At 59.4% G+C, this 14,919-nt stretch carries 16 protein-coding genes; 6 read left to right on the top strand and 10 right to left on the bottom strand.

The features are described from left to right. Positions 1–334: 334 nt before the first annotated feature. The 5 genes from BGIM_RS0110755 to BGIM_RS0110730 all read right to left on the bottom strand — a co-directional run bounded on the left by BGIM_RS0110755 (position 335) and on the right by BGIM_RS0110730 (position 5,170). Entirely contained in the window at positions 335–883 is a 549-nt protein-coding gene (locus BGIM_RS0110755; RefSeq protein WP_020469787.1) for a hypothetical protein, read from the bottom strand. A gap of 40 nt (positions 884–923) precedes the next feature. Continuing rightward, positions 924–1,484 carry a hypothetical protein gene (locus tag BGIM_RS0110750; protein ID WP_020469786.1) on the bottom strand — a complete coding sequence of 187 codons (561 nt, stop codon included), beginning with the start codon at positions 1,482–1,484 and terminating at the stop codon, positions 924–926. Between the two features lie 25 nt (positions 1,485–1,509). After that, positions 1,510–2,859, bottom strand: a complete 1,350-nt coding sequence (locus tag BGIM_RS0110745; protein ID WP_020469785.1) for a glycerate kinase type-2 family protein — start codon at positions 2,857–2,859, stop codon at positions 1,510–1,512. After that, on the bottom strand, positions 2,856–3,317 hold the full coding sequence (locus tag BGIM_RS0110740; protein WP_020469784.1) for a hypothetical protein: 462 nt from the start codon (positions 3,315–3,317) through the stop codon (positions 2,856–2,858). Before BGIM_RS0110740 ends, BGIM_RS0110745 begins: the two co-directional genes overlap by 4 nt. Before the next feature lie 488 nt (positions 3,318–3,805). Beyond that, the gene (locus BGIM_RS0110730) at positions 3,806–5,170 is read right to left on the bottom strand and encodes an L-serine ammonia-lyase (protein ID WP_029629928.1); all 1,365 of its coding nucleotides are present in this window, start codon (positions 5,168–5,170) and stop codon (positions 3,806–3,808) included. A gap of 537 nt (positions 5,171–5,707) precedes the next feature. On the opposite strand from BGIM_RS0110730, the gene BGIM_RS0110725 reads away from it, so the two are divergent. Next, positions 5,708–6,541, top strand: a complete 834-nt coding sequence (locus BGIM_RS0110725) for a TIGR04222 domain-containing membrane protein (RefSeq protein ID WP_020469781.1) — start codon at positions 5,708–5,710, stop codon at positions 6,539–6,541. Positions 6,542–6,546: 5 nt separating this feature from the next. Next, on the top strand, positions 6,547–7,239 hold the full coding sequence (locus BGIM_RS0110720; RefSeq protein WP_020469780.1) for a TIGR02996 domain-containing protein: 693 nt from the start codon (positions 6,547–6,549) through the stop codon (positions 7,237–7,239). Here BGIM_RS0110720 and BGIM_RS0110715 read toward each other — a convergent pair. From BGIM_RS0110715 to BGIM_RS57285, 3 genes are read right to left on the bottom strand one after another with little or no spacing between them, the layout of a single operon-like run. Beyond that, positions 7,229–7,768, bottom strand: a complete 540-nt coding sequence (locus BGIM_RS0110715; RefSeq protein WP_020469779.1) for a hypothetical protein — start codon at positions 7,766–7,768, stop codon at positions 7,229–7,231. The two genes, BGIM_RS0110720 and BGIM_RS0110715, sit on opposite strands and share 11 nt — an antisense overlap. 35 nt (positions 7,769–7,803) lie before the next feature. Further along, positions 7,804–8,337, bottom strand: coding sequence for a nucleoside 2-deoxyribosyltransferase domain-containing protein (locus BGIM_RS0110710; RefSeq protein ID WP_020469778.1), 534 nt, complete (start codon positions 8,335–8,337; stop codon positions 7,804–7,806). A 25-nt stretch (positions 8,338–8,362) separates the two neighbouring features. After that, a complete protein-coding gene (locus BGIM_RS57285; protein ID WP_157368870.1) occupies positions 8,363–9,433 on the bottom strand; it encodes a tetratricopeptide repeat protein in 1,071 nt (356 codons plus the stop codon). A 481-nt stretch (positions 9,434–9,914) separates the two neighbouring features. Between BGIM_RS57285 and BGIM_RS0110695 the strand changes: the two genes are divergently transcribed. From BGIM_RS0110695 to BGIM_RS65775, 3 genes are all read left to right on the top strand, one after another. Next, on the top strand, positions 9,915–10,553 hold the full coding sequence (locus tag BGIM_RS0110695) for a hypothetical protein (protein ID WP_020469775.1): 639 nt from the start codon (positions 9,915–9,917) through the stop codon (positions 10,551–10,553). 487 nt (positions 10,554–11,040) lie between these two features. After that, the gene (locus tag BGIM_RS65780) at positions 11,041–11,871 is read left to right on the top strand and encodes a hypothetical protein (protein WP_193788965.1); all 831 of its coding nucleotides are present in this window, start codon (positions 11,041–11,043) and stop codon (positions 11,869–11,871) included. Between the two features lie 755 nt (positions 11,872–12,626). Further along, complete coding sequence (locus tag BGIM_RS65775) at positions 12,627–13,388, top strand: hypothetical protein (RefSeq protein ID WP_157368868.1); 762 nt, start codon at positions 12,627–12,629, stop codon at positions 13,386–13,388. Between the two features lie 73 nt (positions 13,389–13,461). Here BGIM_RS65775 and BGIM_RS0110675 read toward each other — a convergent pair whose 3' ends face one another. Both BGIM_RS0110675 and BGIM_RS0110670 read right to left on the bottom strand, forming a co-directional pair. Further along, complete coding sequence (locus BGIM_RS0110675) at positions 13,462–13,755, bottom strand: hypothetical protein (RefSeq protein WP_020469772.1); 294 nt, start codon at positions 13,753–13,755, stop codon at positions 13,462–13,464. 36 nt (positions 13,756–13,791) lie between these two features. Beyond that, the gene (locus BGIM_RS0110670) at positions 13,792–14,217 is read right to left on the bottom strand and encodes a hypothetical protein (RefSeq protein ID WP_029629925.1); all 426 of its coding nucleotides are present in this window, start codon (positions 14,215–14,217) and stop codon (positions 13,792–13,794) included. A gap of 271 nt (positions 14,218–14,488) precedes the next feature. Between BGIM_RS0110670 and BGIM_RS0110660 the strand changes: the two genes are divergently transcribed. Then, a complete protein-coding gene (locus BGIM_RS0110660) occupies positions 14,489–14,854 on the top strand; it encodes a nuclear transport factor 2 family protein (protein WP_020469770.1) in 366 nt (121 codons plus the stop codon). Positions 14,855–14,919 lie beyond the last annotated feature (65 nt).

The raw sequence follows: 14,919 nt of genomic DNA, 5'->3' as shown, positions 1-14,919 counted from the left end.
ATGGACAATGGCTTGCATGCAATGCCACTTTCCGGATAGTCACTTAGAGCGTTTTTCTCCATTTGCCGTGTCCCACAGTGCAACTTGATCTCCTCCAGCTGCCACAAATGATCCGTCAATGGAGAACACAACGCTCGTTATGTGCGACGTGGATGATTGTTTGATATTTGCATAGCGATAGAATCGCATTTGAATTCTCCAAGAGAAAAACTCTGCGCATCCACAATGGTCAAATCAATAAAAATCTTGATTTGATAAAACTACATAGGATTACGGAAGCCAGCTTTCAGAGTTCTAGATTTTCCTTTTATGTGTTGGCGATCTTATTGAATGATTATGTTTCGCCATTCCGGTCAGATTCCCGTTTCCGCATATCGTCGGCGTAATCGAATTCCTCCGGCGATAGGACCGGTGTTGTGAAGTGGCGTTGAAGCCGGAGGCGGCATTCGTTGATTTTCACCCAGTAGACAATCCACGCCACGAAACTGATGCCTCGCAACAATGTGCTTGGCATTTTGGTGAATACTTCACCGTCCAGCATGCCGTCGGCCATCCGGAGGCCGGTCGAAATGATGAGGCCGTAGAGGCAGATCAGGCCGGGCCACAAGCCGTAGGAATCGTTGGGGTCGGCTTCTCCCAGAGCCTTGAATTGCTTCCGGAGCGACGAGGCCACCGAGTGAACCATCCAAATGCCCGCGATCACCCCCGCCAGCGGGATCAGGCAGAGCCAGACGAGACCGGGGGCCATGTTCCGATGTTCCGGCCGGACCATCCTCATCGTGCGATAAACCGAGAACAGGAACAACGACAGCACGCCATGCCAGAGGAGACACAAAACCAGCAAGAACACGATGATGAAAAGCAAGAGGTCGTTGGAAATCATGGCTGTTCCTTGCGCCGACCATCAGGGAAACCGGCGGCTGTCAGCGCCGGGGACGATAAGAGTCGTCCTCTTCCGGGTCTCGCCGGCCGATGTCATCGCCGTAGTCCAGTTCGTCATCCGAATAGCTCGCGGTCAAATGGCGCTTGAGCCGGCCCTTATATACGGCGATTTGCGCCCAATACACAATCCAGGCAATGAAACTGACCATCAGGGGCAACAGGGTGACCCCCATCAATTCCGAGGAATCAAATGCGTAGCCGAGCAGTTCGATCACCAGCGAGACGCCAAAACCATACACCCAGACGATACCGCTCACCGAGGCATAGGCGTCGCCCTGTTCGGATTGGCCGAGGGCTTCAAATTGACGCCGCAAGGATGCGGAGGTCGCGTGAACCATCCAGATGGCCGGGAAGACGCGGAGATAAGGGATAAGGCAGAGCCAGACACAGCCGGGCGGCATGCTCCGGTATTGCGGCCGGATTAGTTTCAACGTGCGGTGCATCGTGAGCAGGAACAGCACGAGGACGATGTGGCTGACGATGAAGAACACCAGCAGAAAAGCCAGAAACACCAGCATCGCCTCGACAAATCCTTGGGCCATGTGCCGCCCCGTCTGTGGAAAGAATTTAATCGTTGCCCACGAGAATCACCCGGAGGTCCATCACGTTGGTGTTGGTCAGGCCCGTTTTCATCAAGGCGTTGACGCGGTCGAAAACATCGTAAGCCGAGTGCCGGTTCAAGGCTTCGCCAAGGTCGATCTTCAGGCGGCGAAGCTCCGCGAGCGTGCTCGCATCGGCCACCGCCCCGGCGGCGTCGGTCGGGCCGTCTTCGCCGTCGGTGCCGCCGCTGAGAACCACAAAGTTCCTCATGCCATCGTCGCCGAGGGCGTGCAGCATCGCCAGCACAAATTCTTGATTACGCCCCCCTTTGCCGGGATTGGGGCCAAGGTTGACGGTTGTTTCGCCGCCGATGAGTAGGCAATGAGGGGGGGAATGAGCCTGCATGTCCGGCGGCAATTTTGAATTTCGTTCGGCGAGAACCTGAAAGACTCCCAGTGTGTTGGCAAGCTGCCCGGCCACTTCTCGGGTATCCCCCTCCACCTCACCGGCACTGAACGTGCTGTAATTCCGGCGTTCCGCTTCTTTTTGGGCCGCGTTTAATGCCACGGCGCTGTTGCCCAACAACACGTTGCGCACATTGGCCGGGAGCGTCTTCAACGTCTCGGGAATTTCGCCCGCCGCCCCGGCCCGCAGATGGTCGATCACGGCGGCGGGAGTCTTCTCCGTCAGCCCGTATTTGCCGATGACGAATAACGCATCAGCAAATGTTGATGGGTCAACGGCCGTCGGCCCGCTGGCGATCACATCGAGCGGGTCGCCGACGACATCGGAAATGATGAGGCTGAACAACCGTCGGCCCGCGAATGCCTGGGCCAGCCGGCCTCCTTTGATGCGGGAGAGATGTTTGCGGACGCAATTCATCTCGTTGATGGTCGCGCCGCAGCCGTGCAGCAACTTGGTGACGGTCTGTTTGTCCGCGAGAGTCACGCCATCCGGGGCGGGCAAGAGGGCCGAGCCGCCGCCGGAGATGAGGCAGACGGCCACGTCGTCCGGCCCGGCGCCGCGAAGCAGTTCCAGCATCCGCTCGGCGCCCGCCACCCCCTCAATGGTTGGGTGATTGCTCCCGCCCGGTCGGCCGGGGTGAGTGATGATGCGTTGGAGCGGCCGAACCGCGTCGGCGGGAACGTTGACCAGGCCGGTGATTTTGGAATGAAATTCCGGCAGGGCGTTTTCAAACGCCGCCGCCATCGCCGCCCCGGCCTTGCCGCCGCCGACCACGAGAATCCGCTTCGCCCGGCCGAGGCTCTCGCGGAAGTCGGCATCCCCTTGAAGAAAGCCGGGAAGCAACACCTCCGGCCGCACCGCCTCCACACCGGCGTGCCAGATCGCGAGGGCGTCGGCCGTGGTGGGGATCATTTTTTCGTCCGCTTGAAGTAATGGAAGCCGGCGCCACCTTTGATGTTGGTGGTCAGGGCGACGAGTTCCCAGTTTTCCTTCTCAAGCGAGGCGAGGCCGGCGTCGAAATTATCCCCGCCAAGCTTTTCAATCTGCCCGGAGTCCAGCCGTTTGTACTCGAACACCGGCCGTGGCGTCGCGGCCGTCCACGGTTGCCGTTTCAGATAGTGAAACCCGGCGGCCCCGGTTTCCTGAATACTGGTGACGAGCATCAATTCGTAGCCAAGTTCGCCGTATTTGTTCAGCCCGGCGTCGATGGAATCGCCCCCGAGCTTTCGCAAGGTTTCCTCATCCCGTCGGACATGCTCCACCGTCTTGTTGGTCGGGCTTCCCAAGGGGGCCGCCCCCGTCTGGCAAAGGCTCGTCCCCGCGAGCAACACCACGCCGGCCACCGCAATCATCCATCGAAACTGCCACATGCCACGGACTCCTTTCGTTCAGATATCTCGGGGGTTGTTTTATGGACGGGGGATGAGGAATCGAAGGCAACTTCACCCCACGGATGCCTTCCCTGAAAGAGAGGGGACCAAGGGGGTGGAAATCATCGTGTCACGCGATTCCCTGGCTCAAGCGTGGCCCTCGCTGGCTCTTCAGGCTCGGAAAAACATCAATGCCAACTCGCTTCTCTTTCTTTCAGGTTTTGAAATTGCGTTTTTGGGATTTTCCAGTGTGTTCTTGGTCTTGGCGAGCCGAGCAGCGTAAGCTGCCGGGTGGCTCCCGGCGGGCGCGGGCTTCCCTTTTAATCAGCCTGACCGAAACCCGTGGCTGAGGCGCCTTCTCTGCCGGAAGCCACCCGGCAGCTTACGCTGCTCGGCTCGCCAAGACCAAGAACACACTGGAAAACCCCAAAAACGCAACTTCAAAACTTCGGCGAGAGGCCGGAAGGTGAGTTTCCCTTTCCGCACCCTCAGCATTCGACCCGGTTGACGGCCAATCCCCCCAGCGAGGTTTCTTTGTATTTCACCTGCATGTCCGCGCCGGTTCGGCGCATGGTTTCGATGACGTGGTCGAGGGAGATGCGGTGGGTGCCGTCGCCGTGGAGGACGGCGAGGCGGGCGGCGTTGATGGCCTTGATCGCCCCCATCGTGTTTCGCTCGATGCACGGCACCTGAACCAGCCCGCCGACAGGGTCACAGGTCAGGCCGAGGTTGTGTTCCATGCCGATCTCGGCGGCGTTCTCAATCTGGGCGTTGGTTCCCCCCATCACGGCCGCGAGGCCGGCGGCGGCCATGCTACAGGCTACGCCGACTTCTCCTTGACAGCCGACCTCGGCCGCCGAGAGGGAGGCGTTTCGCTTGTACAACATGCCGACCGCCGCCGCCGTCCGCAGGAAGGTTCGGCCCCCTTGCGGCGTGGCTCCAGGAAGGAAGCGATAGTAGTAGCCGAGAACTGCCGGGATGACGCCGGCCGCCCCGTTCGTGGGGGCGGTGACAACCTTTCCCCCGGCGGCATTTTCCTCGTTGACGGCCAGCGCGAACAGGCTCACCCAGTCAAATACGCTCAGCGGATCGACCGGCCCCGCCGCTGTCAATTTGGCGTGCAAATCAGGGGCGCGCCGTTTGACACCCAATCCCCCCGGCAACACCCCGCCGGTGACCATGCCCCGTTCTATGCACTGTGACATCACCGCCCAGATGCGATCAAGCCCGGCGTCTGTTTCGTGGGCTGGCCGCCAGGTCAGTTCGTTCGCGGCAACGATATCGGCAATGGCCAGCCCGGTGCGCCGGCCGATTTCCAGCAGTTCCCTCGCGGATGTAAACTCGTGCGGCACCCGAAGCTCTTCCCCGGCGGCCGTCCCCTCGCCTTCCTTCACCACGAACCCGCCGCCGACGGAATAGTACGTCTCTTGCGCGATCACCTCCCCGGCGGGCGAAAAAGCAGTGAACCGCACGCCGTTCGGGTGGAAGGGAAGGAACTCGGTTTCGTGAAACAACAGGTCGTCCGGTTCGCTGAACGGGATGACTTGGCTCCCGCCAACGCGCAACTTGGCGGTTCCCCGGATCAGTTCGACCAAGGCGTCCGCCGTGTCGGGATCGACGGCATCCGGTCGTTCCCCGGAAAGCCCGAGCAGCACCGCCTTGTCCGTGGCGTGTCCCCGGCCAGTGAGGGCGAGCGAGCCATACAGATCGGTGACGATACGGCCGATGCCCGGAAGCAACGATTGATCCCGAAGACCGGACGCAAACCGAAAGGCCGCCAGCATCGGCCCGACGGTGTGCGAACTCGACGGACCAATGCCGATTTTGAACAGGTCAAACACACTGAGATTCACATCACCCTCGGTTTTTGTGTCTTCGATTTGCAAAAGATGCGGAAGCAAACAAACAGGCCGACGGGAGAGACCGGATCACCCATCCTTCACTGTATGCAATATCCGGACGGACTGTTGGAAGATGAACAAACGCGAACGGTCGAAAGAGAGGAGAGCCAGCGAGTTTCGGCGAATTGTCCGAGACTGAGACGTGAGTTTTGAAGTTGCGATTTGCTGGGGCTTGGGTTTTCGATGGTGTTCTTGGTATTGGCGAGCCGAGCAGCGTGAGCTGCCGGGTGGCTTCCGGCAGGGAAGGCGCTTCAGCCACGGGTCTGAGTCCGGCTGAGTAAAGGGGAGGCGACTCGGCTACCAGAAGCCACCCGGCAGCTCACGCTGCTCGGCTCGCCAATACCAAGATATCTCTGCGAAAGCCAAAAAAACGCAACATCAAAACTCGCAGGAGAGGATGCCGGACGGATTGGTTTTCACCCTATAACAAACACAGCCGCCCAAGCAACTTTTGAGACTTCCAAACAATACTCATCAGACAAAGCACACATGGCCGCCATCCTCTATCTGTTGTCGGTGGTCGTGATTGATGCCGGCTGGATCGTCATGTTGCGGGCGGTTCGCCGTCGCCTGCGGGCCGGGCGTTTCAATCAATCGCCGGAGGATGAGCTTCCCGTGTTGGACGGGGCCGAACTGGCGTTTCTGGCCGATGGTCCCCAACGGGTTTTCGAGATGGCGGCCGTGTGGTATGTGTCGAACGGCCACGCCGGGTATGTCGCCAAGACGCAACGACTGATCCCGCTGCGGCCATTGCCCGAAGACGCCCCGGCGATTGTGCGGATGCTGGAAAAGGATCTCCGGTTCGCCTCCGATCACACCCCGCTTTACAAAATCGGCCAACTGGTCGCCTCGGATTATCGATCGCATTTTGAATATCTCGAAACCCGGGGGCTGGTGGTTCCCATGTCTCGCCGGATCGCCCTCGGCGTCTATGCGGTCCTTCAATTTCTCTGTTCGATGGCTTTTTTTAGCGTCGGCCTGATTGCGGGCGAATTGATCCTCGACATGACAGACGACGATTTCGCCAGAATGCTGCCGCTGTATGTTGCCTTCTTTCCGGGGAGCCTCCTGTTTCTCTATTCGTTTTTTCTTGTCTCGGCCGTCTCGCTCACTCAATCGCGATTATCACGCCAAGGCCGAAAAGCGCTGGCCGCTTATCAACATCAACATTGGCCGGCCCGGCGCTGGTATGAAGTGTTTGGGCCGCCTCCCGGATTGGAGAATAACCTGCCGTTGGCCGTCGCCCTCTATGGCACATTGATGTTGCACCGGACCGATTTGAAAGACCTTGGCGACGGAATCAGCCCCCCGAGTTCCGAGTGACCGCGATGCCCCCCGAATATCATTCGCACCCGGAGTATCTGGCCCTGCTCGAAACCGTGCGGGCGTATCCGCATGACGACGCCCCTCGGTTGATTCTCGCGGATTGGATTGAGAAACATGGAGACGACGAACGGGCCGAATTCATCCGCTTGCAGATTCAGCGGGTGACTCTCGCCCGGATTCCCTTCAACCCCTTGGACGACACCAAACACGGACCCATCTATGGGTTGCTCGCCCGAGAGCGGGAATTATTGAGATACGCCAACCACGTCAAATGGATTGAATGGCGGGAAGCCAAATATGTCGGATGGTATGAAGGGGACATCACGCGGATCGACTTTAATGTTGGTCTTGACGAGTGGAATTATTGGTTCATCCGCGGATTCGTTTCCGAGATCATTCTCCCCTCTGCCGCGTTCATGACGCACGCGGCCACCCTGTTCGCCAAACACCCGATCGCCCGAGTGACGCTGACAAAAAGGCACCCCTGCCGGGACGCCACCTTCGGCCACTACACATTTTTCCCGTCCGATCACTTTGAAGACAACCCCTATGTGATCCCGGCGATTTTCGAGCCGCCGCCATCCGGGTTCCGTTTCGCCACGCGAGAGGCCGCCTTCGACTGGCTCAGCCGCCGATGTGTCGATTACGGCCGACAACTGGCCGGCCTGCCGCCCCTGCGGGATGTCACTTCTTGACCGGTTGGGACTGATGGACGGTGACACGGTGTTGATAGTGAAAGCCGGGGGCCGCGATGCCGATCACGTTCCCGGACATATTTCCCGGCTTCTTCGGTTCGTTGATCAATTCCTCTGGCATATCCACATTCCCGTCGAATTCGCCGTACTCGTGAACGTAGTAATCGAAGCGCTCGTCAGGCTTGGGTTTTGACACTTCCTTGGCGACCCTCAGAAATTCAAAATCCACCGGCTTCTTCAACGCTTTGCCATTCACTGTCTCCACACGAAGAAACGTCTTTCCTTCCGCCCCTTTTATCAACAAGGTTTTGCCATCGACAGTGATGCCGGTCACCCGGACGATGGTTCCAAGGGGCGCCCCCAGATAGCCAATCACATTCCCCGAATTGAAGCTTTCCACGGAGACCGGGGCGGCCTCTTTCGCCACCGGCTTGAGGCCGGGCGGGTCTTGCGCCCATGCCAAAATCGCCACCCCGGATGCGAACAAAAGCGTGAGCAGATAGGCCCGCTTGACGATCTGAGTTTTCATGGTGGTGATTCATCCCTTTGGCCGGAAGCCGGGTTTCAATCAGTCTTGGGTTCGCCACCCGGCAATAGCAGGAATGCCCCGGAAGGAAGGCCCGCCAGCATTGTTGCCGCGGCGCAGGCTTCCGGGAGAGTGGTGACCAGCGGGACGCGGGGGCAATCTTGGGCGAAACAGTGGCGAATGTAGCGTTCGCCGGTGAAGCCGTCTTCGATGCCGACGACCAACCGGACGCCGTCGCGTTCGTGCCGCACCTTCCACTCGGCCAGTTCAAACCGGGTGGTTTGCGCGTAGGCCCGGCCGGGGATGCTCACCACTTCGCGGGCCAGCCAAAACAGGATGACGCCGTTGTCCGCCGCCCGGCGCAAGAAGTGTGTTTCCCAATCGACCTGCCCGGCGTAGTCGAACTCCCCCGGCAAGCGTGGTCGGCGGGGCGAGGCGACCGTGATGCCCGGCGCGGAGTCCGCGAACCATTGGGTTGCCTCGGCCTGCCAGTCGGGCGCCCCCTTGATCGGGCCGGCCAGAAAGACCACCGGGCCGTCAACGGGAACAATCATCGGAGGCAACAACGCCATGCTCACGGCAATCCCCTCTTCTTATTTATTTGCCGCCCGGCTTCTTCTTGCGGGTCGGCCGAGCGGCGGCTTCCGATCGCATCGCGGCTTCCACTCGTTCAATCGCCGGGACGACGTCCTCAAAACCCTGCTCCAGCGCCTGCCGATACCAGTTGAGGGCTTCCTCCAAATCTTGGGGAACCCCCTTGCCCTGTTCGCAGCATTCGCCGAATTCGGCCTGACAGCTTGCCTCGCCGGCCTCGGCGCCCTGACGATACCATTCGGCGGCTTTGGCCAGATCCGGACCGACGCCCCGGCCGTTTTCGTAACTATACCCGAGCATGCCCATCGCGAGGGGATGCCCCATCTCGGCCGACTCCTGATAACACTCGAACGCCTTCCGGTGACTGGCCTTCACGCCGGTGCCGTTGGAGTAGCACAGCCCCAGCCCGAGTTTCGCGTCCGGGTGGCCGTGTTTCGCGGCCTTCTTGGTCCAGCGGTAAGCCTCGGCCTCGTCCTGCTCGATTCCCTCGCCCTGTTCGAGACGGCGGGCCAGTTCCAGTTGGGCGGCCGAATCTTCGTTCTCGGCTGACCGCCGAAGGGATTCGACATCCGGGTAGTCGGCCTGCGTGGGATGCTTGAGCGCCTTGGCGTAATCAACCTTGTTTTCTTCGAGCGATTCGGCCAGTTCGCCGAGCTTCTCCAAAATCGGCTCTTCGCTTTTGTTTCGGTTGACAAAGAAAAACTCGATCACAAACTTGAGGGTCCGGCCGAGTTGTGTCCCGTAGGCCACCGGCGGGAGGGCCAGCGGGCGCATCTGGACATGGTGCCCGCCCCGCGACAAATCACGCACCCACCACGCCAGAAATTCCAAGGCAACCCAGCCCTCTTGATTCTGGAGAAACCAGATCTCGGCCGCCACGAGAAATTCGTGTTTTTGGCCCCCTTTGGTGCGCCGAAGCGCCAGATGAGGCAGGTCGGCAATCTCCCCCGGCAGGGACAGTTCCTTCTCGCCGAGACCCTCCAGGCTGTGAATGTCAAACTCCACATCCCGGACGCCCGCCAGCCCTTGAATCGCCGACTGCAACCGTTGAACCTGTTCCGGATAATCACTCATGTCATGCGCCCCGCGAGCCAGACGATTGAATCGATTCGCCCCGTTCGGGGAGAGAGCTTCCCATTTCACGACCAACCGGGGGCCGCGTCAATACGCCGAAGGTTGACGGGCGGCCCGCTCCTTGGTCGGGTGATTTTGAAACACGGCCATGTATCGAAATCGCAAGGTGAATCCGCGCCCGTCGGGCGGTCTCGAACACCCGTGGGCGAACAATCAATTTTTCCGTTTTTCCACTCATCAACATCTCATTTCTCATGAGTGTTCGCCTTTGCCGAAAATCGCCGAACAAATCAACATTCGCCGATGCGTTTTGTTGCCTTGAAACCCTTGTTTTTGCGGGGCAAATTGAATCAATCGCGGGCAATGGCACGGCGTGTGGCAAGGCGTTTGCGTCAGGGGATTTCGCGGCTGGCGGGGCTTGTCTTGGTGGGCGAGGTTCCGGATTCACGCCGCATCCCATCTGTTGAAGGACACTGATTTCATGCGCATTTCCCTCACGCATGGCCTGGGCCTGACGGCTCTGGTCCTGGGAGTCATTTCGTTGATTCCCTTCCCGGTCGAGACGTCAGCCCAAGTTCGACCGTTCTTCCCCGGCGGCAGCCGGCCGGGGGTTTCCAACCCGCCGAAACTCGGGCAGGGCTATAACCAAAACATCTTCAAAGGCACCTCGAACACGGGCACGAACACCGGCACAAATACCGGCACGAACACCGGCACCAATAACAGCGGCCAAACCTTCAGTGGCAGTCAGAGTTTCAGCGGCCAAACCTTCAGTGGCAGTCAAAGTTTCAGCGGCAGTCAAAGTTTCAGCGGCACTCAAACGCAAATCAACCTGCCGGGGGTGCGAAGCCAACCCCAGATCGGCGGCACGCAGACGTGGCAATACATGCAAATGACCGGTCTGAGCGGCCAAAGCAGCCAGAGCTTTTCCGGCAGCATCAGCGGCCTCAGTCTCTCCGGCAGCATCAGCGGCCTCGGGCTCTCCGGCAACAGCCTCTTGGGCGGCATTGGCGGGATCGGCGGCATTGGCGGTCAAATCGGCGGGATCGGGGGAATCGCCGGTCAGATCGGAGGCATCGCCGGGAAGGGCATTGGCTTTGCCGGCGGGTATGGGCTGTGAGTCTTCAAGACGGCGAGTGTCTTCCGATATAGATACCTGTCGTATTTGTTAGTTATTAATGAGCTTATCATACTTATGAAACGGGCTCGGCCAGCGCCGGATCGTTGGCGTATTTTTGAGTGCCTGGCCCGCCCGATGGCGAACTTTCCCCCACACAAATGCGGCAAAATCGACCGTTCGCCCATTTGCGCCAAGGGGGGTCAAGACCCCAGGGGCGGCTTGAGAATTTTTAATGTTCTCCCTCCTCATCGTTGTCTCATTTGGATCGGCGATCTTCTTCTCCTTATTTTGTCGGAATTTGTGAACATTCGCCGCCCGGCGATTCCTTCCGGAACCATCATTTTGCAGGCTGGGGACAGAGTCGGCGGCCGACGGGAGGGGCAAACGGCAGGAAATTTGCGGCAAATGGGGAGCATACGCGACTGGCGCCGTCCATCAGGGGGCGCCGTCGGCTCTCCCTGCCATCCTCCTGAAGGACACCAATCCAATGCGACTTTCCGTTACTCGTTGTCTGGGTGTGTCGGCCCTGGCCTTGGGAATTGTCTCGCTGATCCCCTTTCCGAACGAGGCGTCGGCCCAACTCCGGCCGTTCTTCCCGGCCGGCCCGCGCCCGGGGATTCCCGGCCCCCCGGCGGTTCCTCCCGGTTATAACCAGAACATCTTCAAGGGGACCGTAAACAACAACACCGGAAATAACGGGAATAACAACGGCAACAACAACGGGAATAACAACGGCAACAATAGCGGCAACAACAGCGGCCAGTTTGGCGGTCAATTCGGCGGTGGCCAATTCGGCGGCGGCCAGTTCGGCGGCAGTCTCAGCGGTGGCAGCAGCTTTAGTGGCGGCAGCTTTAGTGGTGGCAGCTTTAGTGGTGGCAGCAGTTTCAGCGGCGGCCAAACGACGCTTAATCTTCCGGGCGTGACCTCCATGCCTCAAGTCGGCGGCACCCAGATCTGGCAATACATGCAGATGACTGGCCTTGGACAGCAAGGGGGCATTGGTGGCCAAATCGGCGGTCAGATTGGTGGCCAAATTGGTGGCCAAATTGGTGGCCAGATCGGCGGGTTCGGTGGCCAGATCGGTGGCATCGGCGGTCAGATTGGTGGCATCGGTGGCATCGGCGGTCAGATTGGCGGCATCGGGGGTATTGGCGGCATCGGGGGCATTGGTGGAATTGGAGGCATCGGCGGGATTGGGGGCATCGGTGGCATCGGTGGGATTGGCGGTCTCGGTGGCATTGGAGGCATCGGTGGGATTGCCGGTATTGGCGGCATCGGCGGGAAGGGGCTTGGCTTTGCTGGCGGATATGGGTTGTGATCCTCCTGCTCATTGATTCTTCGAGCGAATCATTCCCAATCGCGGTGATGACTCGCCCGATGTCAGCCATCAGCCGACGCGCGAGCAAGAGTATGGGATCGCTCCAACTCGCTCGCGCATCGGCTGATGGCTGACGTTCAGAAGGGAGAGAGTGTGTTTTGAGCAAATAGAAGGAAATCGAATTTGGATCGAAAACAAATAGGCCGATAATGGCCGAGTTGCGGAAGGCGAAATAAGGAGTTGGTTGGATGGGGGTGGCGTTGCCGGAGGATTAGAAAGCGATTTTCGCTAACCCGATTACATTCAAAAAATGTTTCAATTGATTGCTAATGAAAGGCTCATCACGGAGAAATAGACCCGGCAAACTCGGGTAAATACTGGCGTATTTTCGAGTATTATCTCAACACGCCGGGGATTTTTTCCCCACGGGGATGTATTGAAATTGGTCAGACACCCTTCGCGGATGAAGCGAGGAGTGTCAGCGAAAACGGCTTGGAAATTTTTCTGTCTTTTTCTTTATCTTTCTCTCCATTTCACATCAACGATCATTTTTGCCGTATTTCATCGGGATTTGTGAACGCGAAACTTTCCGGAACTCCCCAGATTTCCTGATCGGGCCACGTCCCGGCGGCCGGAGAGGCGGGAAAATGGCAGGAAACTTGCACCAACCACCGAGCTTGGCTGGCTGACATTCCCCTTCCAAGGGGAGTGGTCAGCTCCTTCCCCACCACCCTCCTGAGAAGGTCGGCAATTTCATGCGGTTTTCAATCACACACGGTCTGGGCTTGTCAGCCCTGGCCTTGGGAATTGTTTCGATGATTCCCTTCCCGACCGAATTGTCGGCCCAAATCCGGCCGTTCTTCCCGGGCGGCCCCCGACCGGGGATACCGAACCCCCCGAAGGTAAACCCTGGTTACAACCAGAACATCTTCAAGGGAACCTCGAACAACGGGAACAACAACGGCAACAACAACGGGAACAACAACGGCAACAACAACGGCAATAACAACGGCGGTCAGTTCGGTGGCGGCCAGTTCGGGGGTCAGTTCGGCGGCGGCCAATTTGGCGGGGGCCAGTTTGGCGGCGGGCAATTTGGCGGGGGTCAGTTCGGCGGAGGTGGTCAAAGCTTCGGCGGCGGCCAAACGACGCTTAATCTTCCGGGTGTGACCTCCATGCCCCAACTCGGCGGCACCCAGATCTGGCAATACATGCAAATGAACGGTGTCTCTCAAGGGGGCCAGATCGGCGGTCAAATCGGTGGTCAAATCGGTGGCCAGATTGGGGGCTTCGGCGGTCAGATCGGCGGTCAGATCGGCGGCTTCGGAGGCCAAATCGGTGGTCAGATCGGTGGTTTCGGCGGCCAGATCGGTGGCCAGATTGGTGGCTTCGGCGGTCAAATTGGAGGCCAGATTGGTGGCTTTGGGGGCCAGATCGGCGGTCAGATTGGTGGCTTTGGGGGCCAGATCGGCGGCATTGGCGGCAAGGGAGTCGGCTTCGCCGGCGGTTACGGGGTGTAAATAGCGGGGGCGGCGCCACCGGCGAACGTGGGCCGCCCCTCGGAGTCGAAGAATATTCCATCATCGGCCGCCGTCAGGCCGCCATCATCTGGCGGATGATCTCCGGCACGCGCACCGGTTCCGCGTCGGCGGGAGTATGGACCCATTCGGGGCTTGGCCTCACCCAGCATTCGGATTCGTCGCGGAATCGCACCAAGTGCAGGCCGTCGCGTTCTTCAATTCGCAGGGCGATCACGCAGAGCCTTCCGTCCACGATGTCCAGCCGGTTGGCCAGCAGGCGATGGCCGCCGCCGTCGGCCGTTTTCACGATCACCGGGGCGTCGAACCATGTGCCGTCCATCGTGCAGGGAATGAATACCAGTTCCATCGGTGTATCTCCATATGTTGATCGGTTAATCAATCATCATTTCTTGTCGAGCAGCGGAAACAGACAGTAAGTGCCGAAGCCGCCGCCGTGGCGGTTGCCTCGCTGGATCATGGTTCCCCAGGCCGGATGCCGGGCGAACAGGCTCATCAGGTGGACGGAGTCGCAGTCGGCCTCCAGCAGCAATCCTTCCTGCCGCAGAAAAGGAGTCCCGTTTTCGCGGGCACTCCACAGGGCCGCCACAATCTGGGATTGTTTGCCGGTGAAGTTGAAAATCTTCCCGTACCAGTTCACGCATTCAAAATTCGGCGAGTGCGAACACTTTTGCGACTCGGCCATTGGCGGCCCCGGCGACTCGTCGTCGCCCCCCGGAGGTTTGCCATCTTCGTCCATTGGAACGGAGAGCGTGACAAACAACCGGCCGCCCGTTTTCCGGGCCGCCTCGATGAGAGGATTGAGTTCCATGACGAAAAACCATCGGGCTTGGCGTGATTTTGTGATAGTGTACACATGTACATTTATCTCGGGCGATTCCGGAAGTCAATCCGAAGCAACGGCAAATCCCCGGAAATCGTCACAACACCGGATGGCCAGTGATCGGGCGTCGAACCCCAACGGAGCTTAAAGACGCGGATGGTTTCGAGACCCCAAGGGCTGTCTTGGGCCGCCGCAGGTCATATGGTTTGCCGATGAGATTGCCTGACCTGTGAGAATCAACTCAAACACCGAGGGCCCAATGGCTGACGACACCGAGACACGCGAACAACTCCTGCGTCGGGCTTATGCCGCGTTCAACGCCCGCGACATTGATGCGGCCTTGGCGACCATGTGGCCGGACGTGGACTGGCCCAACGGCATGGAGGGGGGCTGGGTTCGCGGGCATGACGAAATTCGAGCCTACTGGACCCGGCAATGGGGCCTGATTGATCCGCGAGTCGATCCGATCCGATACGCGCACGAGGGGGGCGAGGTCGCGGTCGATGTGAGGCAGTTTGTCCGCGATCTTGCGGGAACGGTATTGATGGACACCGTCGTGCGGCATGTCTATCAGATCGAAAACGGCCTTGTCCGGCGCATGGAAATCCGCGAGGCAGGGGATTGACGGCGGCCCGCCGGGCGGGGAGCATATCACTTTGTCGTCTGTTCCGCTCGCTTCATCTAACAAGC

The sequence above is a fragment of the Zavarzinella formosa DSM 19928 genome, assembly GCF_000255705.1.
Lineage (GTDB): Bacteria > Planctomycetota > Planctomycetia > Gemmatales > Gemmataceae > Zavarzinella > Zavarzinella formosa.
The sequence above is the reverse complement of the archived record's forward strand: the minus strand, read 5'-3'. Positions and strand labels throughout refer to the sequence as shown.